The organism is Burkholderia sp. BCC1999 (assembly GCF_905339975.1).
Taxonomy (GTDB): Bacteria; Pseudomonadota; Gammaproteobacteria; order Burkholderiales; family Burkholderiaceae; genus Burkholderia.
On sequence record NZ_CAJPHP010000008.1, the window covers coordinates 136,778 to 151,435 of the forward strand.

General features: G+C 68.8%; 13 protein-coding genes. 10 read left to right on the forward strand and 3 right to left on the reverse strand.

Annotated elements, in window-relative coordinates; all coding sequences use genetic code 11:
• Nucleotides 1-36 precede the first annotated feature (36 nt).
• The 3 genes from U5809_RS13570 to U5809_RS13580 all read right to left on the reverse strand — a co-directional run bounded on the left by U5809_RS13570 (nucleotide 37) and on the right by U5809_RS13580 (nucleotide 2,850).
• Nucleotides 37-726, reverse strand: coding sequence for a DUF4286 family protein (locus U5809_RS13570; RefSeq protein ID WP_322086884.1), 690 nt, complete (start codon nucleotides 724-726; stop codon nucleotides 37-39).
• A gap of 99 nt (nucleotides 727-825) precedes the next feature.
• The gene (locus U5809_RS13575) at nucleotides 826-1,869 is read right to left on the reverse strand and encodes a LysR family transcriptional regulator (RefSeq protein ID WP_322086885.1); all 1,044 of its coding nucleotides are present in this window, start codon (nucleotides 1,867-1,869) and stop codon (nucleotides 826-828) included.
• A gap of 189 nt (nucleotides 1,870-2,058) precedes the next feature.
• Nucleotides 2,059-2,850, reverse strand: a complete 792-nt coding sequence (locus tag U5809_RS13580; protein ID WP_282508940.1) for an SDR family NAD(P)-dependent oxidoreductase — start codon at nucleotides 2,848-2,850, stop codon at nucleotides 2,059-2,061.
• Nucleotides 2,851-3,253: 403 nt separating this feature from the next.
• Between U5809_RS13580 and U5809_RS13585 the strand changes: the two genes are divergently transcribed.
• The 10 genes from U5809_RS13585 to U5809_RS13630 all read left to right on the forward strand — a co-directional run bounded on the left by U5809_RS13585 (nucleotide 3,254) and on the right by U5809_RS13630 (nucleotide 14,647).
• Nucleotides 3,254-4,135 (forward strand): neutral zinc metallopeptidase, encoded by an 882-nt coding sequence (locus U5809_RS13585; RefSeq protein ID WP_322086886.1) that lies wholly within the window; start codon nucleotides 3,254-3,256, stop codon nucleotides 4,133-4,135.
• A gap of 164 nt (nucleotides 4,136-4,299) precedes the next feature.
• Complete coding sequence (locus U5809_RS13590; RefSeq protein WP_322086887.1) at nucleotides 4,300-5,028, forward strand: helix-turn-helix transcriptional regulator; 729 nt, start codon at nucleotides 4,300-4,302, stop codon at nucleotides 5,026-5,028.
• A 93-nt stretch (nucleotides 5,029-5,121) separates the two neighbouring features.
• Entirely contained in the window at nucleotides 5,122-5,304 is a 183-nt protein-coding gene (locus U5809_RS13595) for a hypothetical protein (protein WP_322086888.1), read from the forward strand.
• A 234-nt stretch (nucleotides 5,305-5,538) separates the two neighbouring features.
• Complete coding sequence (locus tag U5809_RS13600) at nucleotides 5,539-7,041, forward strand: aldehyde dehydrogenase family protein (RefSeq protein ID WP_176049884.1); 1,503 nt, start codon at nucleotides 5,539-5,541, stop codon at nucleotides 7,039-7,041.
• 72 nt (nucleotides 7,042-7,113) lie between these two features.
• Nucleotides 7,114-8,454 carry an aspartate aminotransferase family protein gene (locus U5809_RS13605; protein ID WP_011354541.1) on the forward strand — a complete coding sequence of 447 codons (1,341 nt, stop codon included), beginning with the start codon at nucleotides 7,114-7,116 and terminating at the stop codon, nucleotides 8,452-8,454.
• A gap of 247 nt (nucleotides 8,455-8,701) precedes the next feature.
• Entirely contained in the window at nucleotides 8,702-10,204 is a 1,503-nt protein-coding gene (locus tag U5809_RS13610; RefSeq protein WP_322086889.1) for an APC family permease, read from the forward strand.
• The gene (locus tag U5809_RS13615; RefSeq protein WP_322086890.1) at nucleotides 10,201-10,788 is read left to right on the forward strand and encodes a DUF3156 family protein; all 588 of its coding nucleotides are present in this window, start codon (nucleotides 10,201-10,203) and stop codon (nucleotides 10,786-10,788) included. Before U5809_RS13610 ends, U5809_RS13615 begins: the two co-directional genes overlap by 4 nt.
• 63 nt (nucleotides 10,789-10,851) lie before the next feature.
• Nucleotides 10,852-11,790, forward strand: a complete 939-nt coding sequence (locus U5809_RS13620; protein ID WP_174952483.1) for a helix-turn-helix domain-containing protein — start codon at nucleotides 10,852-10,854, stop codon at nucleotides 11,788-11,790.
• A gap of 166 nt (nucleotides 11,791-11,956) precedes the next feature.
• Nucleotides 11,957-13,165, forward strand: coding sequence for a porin (locus U5809_RS13625; protein ID WP_322086891.1), 1,209 nt, complete (start codon nucleotides 11,957-11,959; stop codon nucleotides 13,163-13,165).
• Between the two features lie 243 nt (nucleotides 13,166-13,408).
• Nucleotides 13,409-14,647 (forward strand): ABC transporter substrate-binding protein, encoded by a 1,239-nt coding sequence (locus U5809_RS13630; RefSeq protein ID WP_322086892.1) that lies wholly within the window; start codon nucleotides 13,409-13,411, stop codon nucleotides 14,645-14,647.
• Nucleotides 14,648-14,658: the final 11 nt, after the last annotated feature.

Below are 14,658 nucleotides of genomic sequence, written 5' to 3' on the forward strand. Positions count from 1 at the left end.
GGCGGGTGCCGGTGTTCGGCGTTTGGCGTTCGACGTTCAGGCAGGCAATGCGGCAGCGCTGGCCGGTTCGGCTTCGGCGTCGCGGTGTGCCACCTGCAGCGGCGCAGCGGCGCGCCACAGCAGGTCGAACGTACGGACGTCGTCGTGCCCGGCGAGCACGGCGGCCACACGGCGCGTCGTGGCGGCATCGCTGCCTTCGATCAGCACGAGCGCGTCGGCGGCCGGGCGGGCGGCCGCATCGGCGCCGATCGGCGCGGACAGGTCGGGCGCGGTGCGGAAGAGTCGTGCGGCATGGATGCCCGGTTCGTGCAGGGCGTCGTCGAATCGCTCGCGCAGTTGCGGCACGTCGATGCGCTCCGGCGGCAGCACGAACAGCGCGAGGTGCGCGCCTTCACCGTCGCCGGCCTCGATCGTCAGTTCGCCGACGCGCCGCTGCGTGCCCGTCATGCGTTCGAAGTTCGCGAGCGACCACGCGGTCTGCTGCGTGAACGCGCGCCGGTACGCATCGCCGCGGAATACGTCGAGCGCGTCCGTCACGTACAGCGCGAGGTACTTGCGCGGGCCGCTGTCGGTCGCGCGAAAGCGCCGCGCATGCGTGAAGCCCGGAATCGCGACACGTTCCTGCATGTGCTCGCGGTCGTACCACGCGTTGAAATCGGCTTCGTGCGCGGGGTCGATATCCGTCCAGACGCAAAGCTGGCCATGCGGAAGGGAAAGGCGGGTCATCGCGGGGTTCCTCGTGACGGGGGGGTCAGGAACCGCAGTTTCCCGAAGACGGGCCGCGCCCGTCCAACAAGAAAACAAATTCGCGGTGAACAGGTTTTCTTATGAGCGGCGCGGGCGGCGTTTCGCGGCGGCGGTGGCCGGTGCGGCTTTCGTCGTGCGCGTCGTTTTTGCCGGCGTATTCGTTTTCGTCCTGGTCGCCTTTCGAGCGGGCGTTGCGTCGACCCGATCGGGCGCGACCGGTGCGGCCGGCTTCGCGTGGCTGGCGGCGGCCGCCATTGCGCGTGCGACTTCGCTCGCGAGTTCCGCGATGCGCGCGGCCACCGGCAGCCCCTGGCTGCGGTACGTCGCGACGAGCGGCAGCGCGGGGAATTCGGGTTCGACGTCGAGCAGTTCGAGCGCGCCTTCGTGCAACTCGCGCCCGATGATCGCGGGCGGCAGTGCGGCCACGCCGAAGCCGTCGGCGACGAGGCGGATCATCGCGGCGACCGACGTGATGCAGTTGATGCTGGCCGGCCGCTCGACGGCCGCGAACAGCCGCTCGATCGTCGCGTGCGGACCCGAGTGGCGCGAGAAGCTGATGATCGGAAACTCGGCCAGGCGCGCGACGTCGAGCGGTTGGCCGCCGAGCCCGAGGCGCGGGCTGGCGGCCCAGCGCACCGGGAATTCGCACAGCGGCAGGTTCGTGAAGTCGGGGCCCGGCACCGGGTCGGTCTGCAGGATCAGGTCGACGCCATCGGTGCTGAGCAGACGGATCAGGTGCAGCGTCGTGTCGCTCGTGATCTCGACGTCGAGGCGCGGATAGCGCTCGCGCAGTTGCGCCATCAGCGCGGGGAACCAGCTGTGCACGATCGATTCGATCACGCCGATGCGAATCAGGCCCGCGTCGCTCGCCGCATCGATGTCGCGGCGCATTTCGCCGTCGAGCCGCACGATCCGCTCCGCGTACGCGAGCATGCGCCGGCCCGCGGGCGTGAGTGTGGCCGAGCGCGTGTTGCGGTCGAACAGGCGGACGTCGAACGCCTCCTCGAGCGACGCGATGCGGCTCGATACGGCGGCCTGCGTCGTGTGCAGCTTTTCGGCCGTGAGCCGGAAGTTTTCCAGCTTCGCGAGCCAGACGAAGGTTTCAAGAAACCGGATGTTCATCGATGTCCGAACTGTGGGGCGCCGCCGGGTGGGGCGGCCGGATCGGTCGATGGTAGCGGATTTTCAGCGCGGGGAAACGGGCGGGCGGCGCGGCGCGGCGAGTGCGTCGCGGTGGGTGCGGGCGCCCGCGGCCTGGTGCCGGCACACTGCCCGCCACGGCGTGTCACGCGGCTGGCGGGCCGATATGCGTCAAAGCCGGTCGAACGCGAGCGTCGGCACGTCGACGACCATCGCGCCGCCGTCGGCGACGAGCGTCGCGCCGGTCACGAACGACGCATCCGGCGATGCGAGGAACGCGCAGACGGCCGCGATTTCGTCCGGCTCGGCCGCGCGCCGCAGCGGCACGTCGGCGCTGACGCGTGCGTACGCACCGTCGAGCGTGTCGCCGTGCGCGGCCATCAACGGTTCCATTTCGGCATCGGCCATCGGCGTGCGGACCCAGCCCGGGCACACGGCGTTCGCGCGCACGCCGTGCGGGCCGTAGTCGCGTGCCAGCGAACGCGCGAGCCCGAGCAGCGCATGCTTGCCGACCGTGTAGCCGCATACGCCGGGCCCGGCCGCGAGCGCCGCGATCGACGCGACCAGCACGATGCTGCCGCGCTGCGCGATCAGGTCTGGCAGGCACGCGCGCGCACTGACAAACGCGGTGTCGAGGTTCGCGTGCATCGCGTTGCGCCACTGCGCGTCGTCGGTTTCGTCCGCGCGGCCCACACCGTGGCCGCCCGCGCACGTAACGAGCGCGTCGACGCGGCCGAAGCGTTCGGCGATGCGCGGCAGGAACCCGGCCCAGTCGGCGGTGCTCGCGGCGTCGCCCGCGAGGACGAGGCCGCCCGTTTCGGCGGCCAGTGCGTCGAGCGGCGCCTGACGGCGCCCGATCAGCACGACGCGGTCGCCGCGGCTGGCGAAGCGGCGCGCGCACGCGGCGCCGATGCCGGTGCCCGCGCCGGTGATCGCGATCGTGCGGGGTTGCGGGTGCGTCATGTCGTTCTCCGGAAAGGTGTCGTTACCGGCCACTTTAGGCGGCGCCGGCGCGCGACGGTATCGGCCGAAAGGATGAACGGGGGGCGTCCGGCCGGCCGGGGCGGTCATGGCCCATTTTGCAAAGGCTGACGATGTGCGGCGCCGAATCGCTCTATCCTCCACATTTTCGCGACAAGTCACGAAAGCCCGGCAAAATAGCGCGGGCGAGCGCGCGCATCGACGTGCGACGGGCCGGCCGCGCCGATTCCGTCGTGCGAGCGGAGCGGGCGGCCGGCAGGATCGGCACGAGCGTGCATCCGATGCGCAGGTATCGCGTCCGCCGATGGATCGTGTCGCCGCCGCGTATCGCCCGGTTGCGCGCTGGCGCGGCCGGACCATCGACAAGAACAGGGAGGGGCCGGCAATGAGGCTGGACGACGAAAGAGAAAGCATGAACGTCGAGGATCGCCGCGGTGCCGGCGGTTTCGGCGGCGGGCGCGGTGCGACGATCGGCATCGGCACGATCGTGGTCGCGCTGGCCGCGTCGTATTTCTTCGGGATCGATCCGCGCGTGGTGCTCGAGGGCGCGTCGGCGCTGCAGGGCCGCCAGCAGCAGGCGCAACCCGCGCCGGCGCAACGCCAGGGCGCGGCGGCGAACGATCCGGGCGCGGTGTTCACGCGCAAGGTGCTCGCCAACATCGAGGACACGTGGACGGGCGTCTTCTCGACCCAGCTGCACGCGCAATATCAGGCGCCGAAGCTCGTGATGTTCACGAATTCGACGCCGACCGCCTGCGGCACGGGCCAGACGGCGATGGGGCCGTTCTATTGCCCGGCCGACCGCAAGGTGTATATCGACCTCGGTTTCTACGACGAACTGCGCAAGCGTTTCGGCGCGGGCGGCGATTTCGCGCAGGCCTACGTGATCGCGCACGAAGTCGGCCATCACGTTCAGAACCTGCTTGGCATCTCCGACAAGGTCGACGCGGCGCGCCGGCGGTCGAGCCAGGCGCGCTCGAACGCGCTGTCGGTGCGGATGGAACTGCAGGCCGACTGCTTCGCCGGCGTGTGGGCGAACAACGCGCAGCGCGCCAACCAGCGGCTGATGGAGCCGGGCGATTTCGAGCAGGGGCTCAAGGCGGCGGCGGCCATCGGCGACGATCGGCTGCAGCAGCAAGGGCAGGGCTACGTCGTACCGGAAAGCTTCACGCACGGCACCAGCGACCAGCGCGTGTACTGGTTGCGGCGCGGGATGGAGTCGGGCGAGGTGAGCGCCTGCGACACGTTCGCCGCGAACGCGCGCTGACAGACGGCGCGCGCACCGTCGCGCGCCCGTATCGTCCCGGCTGAACCGGCCGCCGCGGGCGGACCGGGACGATTTGCCGATTTGTGCTCACCGGCGCTTTTCGGCGCCGGTAGGCTGGCCCGGACTTCGTTACGCGATCCGTTTGCCCGCCAGCCGACTCCATCATGCCGACCCTCTCCGTTCCCGCCGACCAGGACGCCGCCGACTGGCAGCGCGCGCTGCGTGCATGCGTGGATGCGTTCGACGCGTTCGCGAGCCCGTCCGCGATCGTGTTTTATCGGCTCGACCAGAGCGGCGAACCGGCCGATTTCGAACTGTTCGGGATGCCGGAATCGATGCACCGGACCTATGTCGCGCGCTACCGGATGCTCGATCCGCTGCATCCGTCGCGCTGCGCGGAGGGCGAATGCGCGGTCGTGACGCTTGCCTCCCAATTGCCTGACGAAAGACGCGAGGCGTCCGCGTACTGGACCCGTTTCCTGCGGCGGCACGACGTGGCCGACGTCGTCGAAATCTGGCTGCGCGACGCGGGCCGCACGGTCGGTGCGTTCTCGCTGCTGCGTTTCGGGAAGGGGGACGCGAGCGGCAACAGCACGGCAGGGCGGTTCGCGCCCGGCGAAGTCGACGCGCTCGCGCGGTTGCAGCCGGTGGCCGAAGCCGCGCTGAGCCCACTGCTGCGCGCGCGGCGCGGGATCCACCGGATCGGCTGCGAAGAGCGCCTGACCTATCGCGAGGAGCAGATCGCGCGCCTCGTGCGCGACGGCCGCTCGAACAAGGAGATCGCGCGCGATCTCGCGCTCGGTCAACCGACGATCAAGACCCACCTGATGCGCATGTATCGCAAGCTCGGCGTGTCGAACCGCACGGAGCTGGTCGGGGCTTTGTTTTTGTAATTGTTCCGCTCGCTGGCCCTTGAGATCGGGCAGTACCATGCGCGCTCGTCGTTGCCATGACAACCCAGGGCCCGAAAAATGGACGTCGCGATCATGGCCGCTTCGCTGGTGGTCGTCGCCTTGAGCATTGCGCTGCCGATTTTCATCATCAGGACGGTTAGAAGCGGGACGTACGATTCGCTGTACTTCCTGATCCCGCTTGCGCTCGGGGTTTACTGGCTGGATTACCAGGCATACGACTTCCTCGCATCGATGGCGCACGGTTTCAGAAACTAGCCATTCAACGACCGGACTGGCAGTCAGGGAGCTGAACAGCGGTTGTCCGGGCCGATATCGGCCCGGTGTCCGGCCTCGCCCCGCCAGACGCCCCCCTCGGGGTTCGAACCCGCCACCTTCCCCCACGCGCTGCCAATTTGCGCTCACCGGGCGTGATCCCTCGTCGATACAGTGGTTCGACGCCCGCGTGCCTCACCGGCACGCGGTCCAGCCACGACAATCCTCGAGACGCCCATGAGCAACACGAACTTCGTCGCCGTCAGCGACACCGTGCGCACTTTCGTTGCGCGCGATTTCGGCCTCTTCATCGACGGTGAAATGCAGCCCGCGCACGCGGCTGCGCGGCTCGACGTGTACGACCCCGCCACGGGCGAGCGGCTCGCAACGGTCGCGGATGCCGACGCACACGACGTCGACCGCGCGGTCGCCAGCGCGAAGCACGCGTTCGACACGCGCGTGTGGAGCGGGCTGCGCCCGGCCGACCGCGAACGCATCCTGCTGAAACTCGCCGACCTGATCGAAGGCGACGCCGAAACGCTCGCGCAGCTCGAAACGCTGAACCAGGGCAAGTCGATCCACGTGTCGCGCGCGATCGAAGTCGGCGCGAGCGTCGAATACGTGCGCTACATGGCCGGCTGGGCGACCAAGATCACCGGCCAGACGCTCGACGTGTCGATCCCGTTCCCGCCCGGCGCGCGCTATACGGCCTATACGCGCAAGGAGCCCGTCGGCGTGGTCGCCGCGATCGTGCCGTGGAATTTCCCGCTGATGATCGCGGTGTGGAAGCTGATTCCCGCGCTCGCGGCCGGCTGCACGATCGTGTTGAAACCGTCGCCGGAAACGCCGCTCACCGCACTGCGCCTCGCCGAACTCGCACGCGAGGCCGGTGTGCCGCCCGGCGTGTTCAACGTCGTCACGGGCGGCCGCGTCTGTGGCTCGGCGCTCGCGAGCCACCCGTCGATCGCGAAGATCTCGTTCACGGGCTCGACCGCGACCGGCAAGCTGGTCGGCGCGGCGGCCGTGCAGAACATGACGCGCTTCTCGCTTGAGCTCGGCGGCAAGAACCCGATCGTGATGCTCGACGACGTCGACGTCGCGCAAGCGCTCGACGGCGTCGCGGCCGGCGCGTTCTTCAACCAGGGCCAGGTGTGCGCGGCCGCGTCGCGCATCTATGTGCACCGCAGCAAGTTCGCGCAACTGGCCGACGGCCTCGCGGGCGTCGCGCAATCGATGAAGCTCGGCGCGGGCCTCGACACGACCGCGCAGATCAACCCGCTGGTATCCGCGCACCATCGCGACAAGGTGGTCCAGCACATCGAAGGCGCGCGCCGCGCGGGCCTCACGTTCCTCGCGGGCGGCACGCCGGCCGACGACCTGCCCGGCTACTACGTGAAGCCGGCCGTGATCGCCGATCCGCATCCGGACAGCGCGATCGTACGCGACGAGGTGTTCGGCCCGGTGATCGTCGTCGTGCCGTTCGACGACGCGGCCGATGCCGTGCGTCTCGCGAATGCGTCGCCGTACGGCCTTGCCGCGAGCATCTGGAGCAACGACCTGAAGCGCGTGATGAACCTCGTGCCGCAGATCGAGGCCGGCACCGTGTGGGTGAACTGCCATATCCCGCTCGATCCGTCGATGCCGTTCGGCGGCTACAAGCAATCGGGCATCGGCCGCGAATTCGGCCAGTACGCGATCGAAGGCTTCACCGAAACCAAATCCGTCTGCATCGCGCACTGACGCGCTGCGCCAATCACGAAAACCGCGAACCTCGGCGATCGAGGTTCAACCGATCCGACAGTGGAGACTGCAATGAGCTACAACGAAGCGAAATTCTGGCATCCGATGGTGCACCCGAACGAGATGAAGCAGCGCAAGCCGATCCGCATCGTGCGCGGCGACGGCTGCTACGTGTTCGACGAAGAGGGCCGCAAGCTCGTCGACGGCGTCGCGGGCCTGTGGAACGTGAACGTCGGCCACAACCGCCAGGAAGTGAAGGACGCGATCGTGCGCCAGCTCGACGAGCTCGAATACTTCCAGCTGTTCGACGGCATTTCGCATCCGCGCGCGGAAGAACTGTCGAAGAAGGTGATCGACATGCTCGAACCGGAAGGGATGCGCCGCGTGCTGTACAGCTCGGGCGGCTCGGATTCGATCGAGACCGCGCTGAAGATCGCGCGCCAGTACTGGAAGGTGCGCGGCCAGGCCGACCGCACGAAGTTCATCTCGCTGAAGCAGGGCTACCACGGTACGCACTTCGGCGGTGCGTCGGTGAACGGCAACACGGTGTTCCGCCGCAACTACGAACCGAACCTGCCCGGCTGCTTCCACGTCGAGACGCCGTGGCTGTACCGCAATCCGTTCACGCAGGATCCCGAAGAACTCGGCCGGATCTGCGCGGAAATGCTCGAGCGCGAGATCCAGTTCCAGAGCCCCGATACGGTCGCCGCGTTCATCGCGGAGCCGATCCAGGGCGCGGGCGGCGTGATCGTGCCGCCGGCCAACTACTGGCCGCTCGTGCGCGAGGTGTGCGATCGCTACGGCGTGCTGCTGATCGCCGACGAAGTCGTGACGGGCTTCGGCCGTAGCGGCAGCATGTTCGGCAGCCGAGGCTGGGGCGTGCGCCCGGACATCATGTGTCTCGCGAAGGGGATTTCGTCGGGCTACGTGCCGCTCGGCGCAACGGTCGTGAACGCGCGGATCGAGGACGCGTTCGCCGCGAACGCCGATTTTGGCGGTGCGATCATGCACGGCTACACGTATGCGGGCCACCCGGTTGCATGCGCGGCCGCGATCGCGAGCCTCGACATCGTCGTGAAGGAAGACCTGCCGGCGAATGCGGCGAAGCAGGGCGCGTATCTGCTCGAGGCGCTGAAGCCGTTCGCGGAACGCTTCGCGGCAGTCGGCGAAGTGCGCGGCAAGGGGCTGATGCTTGCGCTCGACCTCGTCGCGAACAAGGACACGCGCGAGCCGATCGACCCGCTGTCCGGCTATGCGAACGCGGTCGCGGAAGTCGCGCGCGAGAACGGCGTGCTGGTGCGCCCGGTCGGCACGAAGATCATCCTGTCGCCGCCGCTCGTGATCCAGCGCGAACAGCTCGACCGGATCGTCGACGCGCTCGCGGCCGGTTTCGAGGCCGTGCCGTTCGCATGACGCGATGACGGGGTAGTCGCACGACGGCAAACCCGGGGCGGAGCGTGTGAATGCCGCCGCGGGTTTGCCGATTTGCGCTATGACCGGATTATTTTGCCTGCGTATTTTTTCGACATCGGATCACGATGTGATCGACAGGGGACCCGGGTACCGAAGCGCTGAAGCGCCGCCCCGGGCCGACCGCAAAGCATGTGGCCTCAGCCGCCGACGAAGCGCCGGTTCAGGCCAGTCAAGGAAGGAGACAAAGATGTCGGGATGGTCAGGAGTGACCGGCGCCGCGGGCGAGTCGTCCGCAGGCTCGCCGGCGGAAGCGGGTGGCGGCATCGGGCTGAAGGCCGGTGCGGTCGGTTTTCCGACCGCGCTGGCGAGCGCCGTCGGCCTCATCATGGCGAGCCCGGTGATCCTCACCGCGACGTCGGGCTTCGGGATGGGCGGCTGGGCGTTCGCGGTCGCGATGATCATCGCGTTCGTGATGATGCAGGCGCAGGCCACCACGTTCTCCGAAGCCGCCGCGATGTTGCCGACGGCCGGCTCGGTCTACGATTACCTGTCGTGCGGGCTGGGCCGCTTCTGGGCGATCACCGGCACGATCTCCGCGTATTTCCTCGTGCACGTGTTCGCCGGTACGGCGGAAACGATCCTGAGCGGCATCATGGCGCTCGTCAACTTCGAATCGCTGAACGCGGCGTTCGAGAAGCACAACAGCTCGTGGCTCGTCGGCGTCGGCCTCGTGGTCACGTTCGCGATCACCAACATCATCGGCATCAAGGTGTTCAGCAAGCTGGAGATCGTGCTGACGGCCGGCATGTGGCTGTCGCTGATGATCTTCGGGATCCTCGGGCTCGCGGCCGCGCCGGCCGTGCATCTCGACGGCTGGTTCGGCGGCTCGGAAGTCGGCACGTCGGTGCCGGCCGTGCTGTCGCTGGTCGGGATGGCGATGTTCATGTTCGTCGGCTGCGAGTTCGTCACGCCGCTCGCACCGGAAATGAAGTCGCCGGGCCGCACGATTCCGCGTGCGATGGCGATCGGCCTCGTCGGCGTCGCGATCTGCATGTTCCTGTACGGCGCGGCGATCCGCCGCCAGGTCGCGAACGTGCCGGTGAGCCCCGACGGCCTCACGCACCTGCTCGACACGCCGGGCGCGATTCCCGCGTTCGCGCTGCAGGTGCTTGGGCCCTTCGGCCGCATCTGGTTCGGTATCGCGTTCCTGTTCGCGGGCGCCGCGACGATCAACACGCTGATGGCCGGGCTGCCGCGCATCCTGTACGGGATGGCGATCGACGGCGCGCTGCCGCGCTGCTTCGCGTACCTGCATCCGCGCTTCAAGACGCCCGTGGTCGGCATCGTGGCGGCGGCGATCGTGCCGATCTTCCACGCGTGGCTGATCAACGGCAATCTCGACAGCATCCTGCACCTCGTGCTCGCGGCGACCTGCGCATGGGGCACCGCATACCTGCTCGTCACGGCGTCGGTCGTGATGCTGCGCATCCGCCGTCCGGACCTGCCGCGCCCGTACCGGTCGCCGCTGTTCCCGCTGCCGCAGATCGTGTCGAGCGTCGGCATCGTGCTCGCGATCTGGTACATCACGCCGCCCGGCATGAATCCGCGCGACATCTACGTGCCGTTCGGCGCGATGCTCGGGCTCACCGCGCTGTACGCGCTGTTCTGGACGCTCGTCGTGCAGCGCCGGCATCCGTTCAAGCCGGTGCCGGTCGAGGAAGTGCTGCGCAACGAGCACGTCGCGTCGTGAGGGCCGCGCTCGCCCGCTGGCGCACCGCGCCCGACGCACCGCCGCCAGGCCATCGGCCCGGCGCGATCGCCGCGCGCGTGCTCGCCGACCTGCAGGCCGCGCGCGACGCCGACGGTGCCGGCGGCGCCACCGCGCGGCTGCCGAACGGCGTGCGCGTGAGCGTCGACGAGCGCGTCGAGCGTCAGTTCCTGATGCATACGGTCAGCGTGAAGGTGGCGGCGATTGCACACGGTCCGGCCGCGCAGGGCAGTGCCCGTATGCGGCAGACCGGCTGGCTGCGCAGCACGGGCATCGACGCCGTGCCTGCATCGGGATGCGACCCCGTATTCGCTCGCACACTGACCGCGCTGGTCGCCGAGCCGTCGCTGGCCGACGCGCTGCGGCCGCTGCACCTGACCGATTGCACGATCGACGCGCGCGACGGCCGCTGGACGCTCGCGATCGTGCCGTTCGGCGGCAGCGAGGTCGTGAACCGGATGCCGTCGTTCCGCCGCTACGTTCGCCTGACGGGCGAGCAGGCCGCCGCGCTGTCGGCGGCCTTGCTTGCGTTCGAAACCGCACTACGCAGGATTTTGCACGGGTAAGCTGTGGCGTTGCGCGCCGGGGGAACCCGGCGGCCGCGTTTAGGGGTTTTACCGGAGATGCCGATGCTGTTCCAGTCACGCTCACACGAAGACGTGCACGATCACGGGCTCGCGATCGCGGGCTGGCATCAGGTCTACCGCCAGATGACGCCCGGCCGCTTCAAGGGCACCGTCACGCAGGTGCTGTACGACGATTTCCACTTCTTCCGCGAAACGACCAACCGGCGCGTCGCGCAAACGGGGCTCGCACCGGCCGGGCGCACGTCGCTCGCGGTGCCGCTGTCCGTGCCGCTCGCGGGCACCTTCCAGGGCCAGCCGATCGACGGTTATGCGCTGCTCGCGCTGCGCGCCGGCGAGGATTTCGAATTCCACACGCCGGAAGGGATGGGGCTCGTCGGGATCAGCGCGGCGTCCGACATGGTCGACGAGCTGTGCGAGGCCGAATTCGGCGCGTCCGGCGCGCGCAAGCTGCGGCATGTGACGCGGCTGTCCGACGAACAGGGCGTCGCGCTCGGCGTGCGGCTGTCGGCGCTGATCGACGAAGCGCAGCGCAATCCGGGCCACCTCGAATACGCAGCCACGCGCAAAATGTTCCGCGACGCGATGCTCGGCATGTTCCTCGACGCGCTCGAACAGGGCATCGGCGTCGAGCGCCGCGACATCACGCACGCGACCTACAGCGATATCGTGAGCCGTTGCGAGAAGCATCTGCGCGACCGGCCCGAGGAACCCGTCACCGTGCTCGAACTGTGCCGCGCGCTGCGCTGCAGCCGCCGCACGCTGCAAACGAGTTTTCAACGCGTGGCCGACGTCACGCCGGTCGGCTATCTGCGCACGATCCGGCTGAACGCGGTGCGCCGCATGCTGCGCACGACATCGGTGCAGCAGCTCGGCGTCGGCGAGGCCGCTGCAAGCTGGGGATTCACGCATCTCGGCTATTTCGCGCGCGAGTATCGCGACCTGTTCGGCGAGCTGCCTTCCCAGACGACGCGTCCCGAATGACGCACGCGCCCTGCGACGGCGCCGCCCTGCGCCGTTGCGGGCAGCGCATTCCACCGTTTGCCGATTTGCGATAGAGGTCCTGAATTTTCGCTGGATAGAGTCCTGTCACCCATATCGACAACACCATCGATTTGCACTGCGAATCGATGACCACAGAGGGCGGGACATGAAAATCGGACGACGACTGGCCGCAGCCGCGGCGACGCTGGGATGCATGCATGCACACGCGCAGACCTCGGGGAGCGTGACGCTGTACGGCACGGTGGATACCGGCATCATCTACTCGACGAACCAGCAGTTCACGCGCGCCGACGGCGGCACGGGCGGCGGCCATGCGTGGCAGATGGGTGGCGGCAACCTCGTACCGTCCCGCTTCGGCTTCCAGGGCGCCGAGCCGCTCGGCGGCGGGCTCGATGCGGTGTTCACGCTCGAGCAGCAGTTCCTGTCCGCGAACGGGCAGGCGCTGCAAGGCGGCACGGCGTTCAGCCGGCAGGCGTGGGTCGGGCTGCGCCAGGACGGCATCGGCACGCTCGGCCTCGGCCGTCAATACGACTCGTACACGGACATGCTCGGCGCGTACGTGTCGAGCAACAACTGGGCGACGCCGTACGGCTCGCATCTCGGCGACGTCGACAACCTGAACGCCGCGTTCAACTTCAACAACGCGGTGAAGTTCACCAGCGCCGATTTCAACGGCCTCACGTTCGGCGGCACGTTCAGCTTCGGCGGGCAGGCCGGCGACTTTTCCGCGAAGCGTGGTTATGCGGTGGCCGCGACGTACACGCGTGCGCCGGTGGCGTTCTCGGTCGGATATCTCGACCTGCACCAGCCGCTCGACGCGGCGCTCGGCGGTGCGAGCGGCTACATCGGTGATTTCGCGTGCAGCAACCCGGGTGCGATGTACTGCCTGCTGCAGGATGCCGGCTCGATGCGGGCGTTCGGCGCGGGCGGCTCGGTTACGCTCGGCGCGGCGACGGTCGCGCTGACCTACACGCATACGCGCCTCGGCGACAGCCGCTATTTCTCGACCACGGCGCAGCCGCGCACGCAGGCGTTCACGTTCGACATCGGTGAACTGAACGTCACGTACATGTTCACGCCCGCGCTGCAGGGCGGCGTCGCGTACATCTTCAACGCGGCGCATACCGACGGGCGCGGCACGACGCGGTTCCACCAGGTGAACGTCGGCACGAACTACAGCCTGTCGAAGCGCACGGCGCTGTATGCGGTCGCGATCGGCCAGATCGCCAGCGGGACGGGGCTCGGCACCGACGCGGACGGCAACGCGGTGAACTACGCGCAGATTCCGGTGCTCGCGAACAGCAACTCGAGCCGGCAACTGGCCGTGATGGCCGGGATCCGCGTGAACTTCTGATCCGGCCGGGGAGGTCTGGCCGGGAAGGTCCGGCCGGGGAGGTCCGACCGGGGAGGCCGGGCCGCGGCAGCCAGGCGGGCGGGGCGGCCAGGTACGGCGGCAGCCTCTCTCGCCGGGTGCCATAAATTCTTAACGATCGGCGTGAACAATGGCGTTCGCATCAGGCGGCCAGAAGCGCCGCCCGCGTTGCACACGTGTGCAACGCATGGCTGTCCCGCCACCACGTCGAACGAGAGAGACCTCATGACCTTGCTGAGCCGCCTGCGCGCGCTGTCCGCCGCCCTTGCGTTGTCCTTCGCCGCCACGCACGCCGGTGCCGCGGATCTCGTCATCGCGGGCCGCGACGACATCTACGGCAAGGGGCTGGCCGATGCCGTCGCCGGCTTCAACAAGCTGCACCCGGGCACCGAGATCGAGCTGCTCAAGCTGCCGAACGCGAACCTGTACCAGAAGCTCAAGCTGTCGATGCGCGAAGGCACCGGCGCGTACGACCTCGTGATGATGGACGACACGTGGGCACCTGAATTCATCGGCAACGGCTGGCTGAAGCCGCTGCCGGCATCGCTCGCGGACGCCGATCTCGTGCCGTCCGCCGTCGCGCTCGGCCGCAACGCGGCCGGTGCGCTGTACGCGCTGCCGATCGTCGGCAACGTCGAGATGTTCGCGTACCGCAAGGACCTGCTCGCGAAGTACAAGCTGCAGCCGCCGCGCAACTGGGACGACGTGCTGAAGATCGCGCAGACCATTGGCGGCGCGGACAAGAGCATGTCGGGCGTCGTGTTTCGCGGCACCAAGGGCAACCCGGTCGTGACGGGCTTCCTGCCGATCCTGTGGGCGTACGGCGGCGACGTGTTCGACCATGCCGGCAACGTGACGATCGATTCGCGCGAAGCGCAGGCCGCGCTGAAGACGTTCCTCGCGCTGAAGGCGTCCGCGCCGAAGGATGTCGACGTGTACGGCGCGGCCGAAGTGCGCGATGCGTTGCAGCGCGGCACGGCCGCGCAGTCGATCGAGGTGTGGCCGGCATGGGTGCCGGCGCTCGACGATCCGAAGCAGTCGCGCGTGGTCGGGCAGATCGCGCTGCAGCCGCCGCCCGGGCAGACCGCCGGCCCGGCACCGATGCTCGGCATCTGGCAAATGGGCATTCCGAAGGACGCGCCGCACGCGAAGCTCGCGCAGGACTTCCTGGCGTACCTGACCAACCGCGATACGCAGACGCGCCTCGCCGGCATCGGCATTCCGCCGACCCGCCGCAGCGTGTTCAACGATCCGGCGCTGGTGCGCCAGTACCGCTGGTATCCCGATCAGCTGAAGGCGCTCGAAGCCGGCCGTGCGCGGCCGCGCGTGAAGGACTGGCAGCAGGTCGAAAGCATTCTCGGCGACCAGCTGCAGCTCGCGCTGACGGGGCAGGCCGCGCCCGACGCGGCGCTGCGCCAGGCGCAGCAGAAGATCGCGCAGGCGACGGCCGCGGCCGGCAAGTGACGGCGCGCGTC

Coding starts and splice junctions, on each gene's coding strand:
- U5809_RS13600 (WP_176049884.1), top strand. CDS start 5,539: ATGAGCAACACGAACTTCGTCGCCGTCAGCGACACCGTGCGCACTTTC.
- U5809_RS13595 (WP_322086888.1), top strand. CDS start 5,122: ATGGCCGCTTCGCTGGTGGTCGTCGCCTTGAGCATTGCGCTGCCGATT.
- U5809_RS13575 (WP_322086885.1), bottom strand. CDS start 1,869: ATGAACATCCGGTTTCTTGAAACCTTCGTCTGGCTCGCGAAGCTGGAA.
- U5809_RS13625 (WP_322086891.1), top strand. CDS start 11,957: ATGAAAATCGGACGACGACTGGCCGCAGCCGCGGCGACGCTGGGATGC.
- U5809_RS13630 (WP_322086892.1), top strand. CDS start 13,409: ATGACCTTGCTGAGCCGCCTGCGCGCGCTGTCCGCCGCCCTTGCGTTG.
- U5809_RS13580 (WP_282508940.1), bottom strand. CDS start 2,850: ATGACGCACCCGCAACCCCGCACGATCGCGATCACCGGCGCGGGCACC.
- U5809_RS13605 (WP_011354541.1), top strand. CDS start 7,114: ATGAGCTACAACGAAGCGAAATTCTGGCATCCGATGGTGCACCCGAAC.
- U5809_RS13620 (WP_174952483.1), top strand. CDS start 10,852: ATGCTGTTCCAGTCACGCTCACACGAAGACGTGCACGATCACGGGCTC.
- U5809_RS13590 (WP_322086887.1), top strand. CDS start 4,300: ATGCCGACCCTCTCCGTTCCCGCCGACCAGGACGCCGCCGACTGGCAG.
- U5809_RS13610 (WP_322086889.1), top strand. CDS start 8,702: ATGTCGGGATGGTCAGGAGTGACCGGCGCCGCGGGCGAGTCGTCCGCA.
- U5809_RS13570 (WP_322086884.1), bottom strand. CDS start 726: ATGACCCGCCTTTCCCTTCCGCATGGCCAGCTTTGCGTCTGGACGGAT.
- U5809_RS13585 (WP_322086886.1), top strand. CDS start 3,254: ATGAGGCTGGACGACGAAAGAGAAAGCATGAACGTCGAGGATCGCCGC.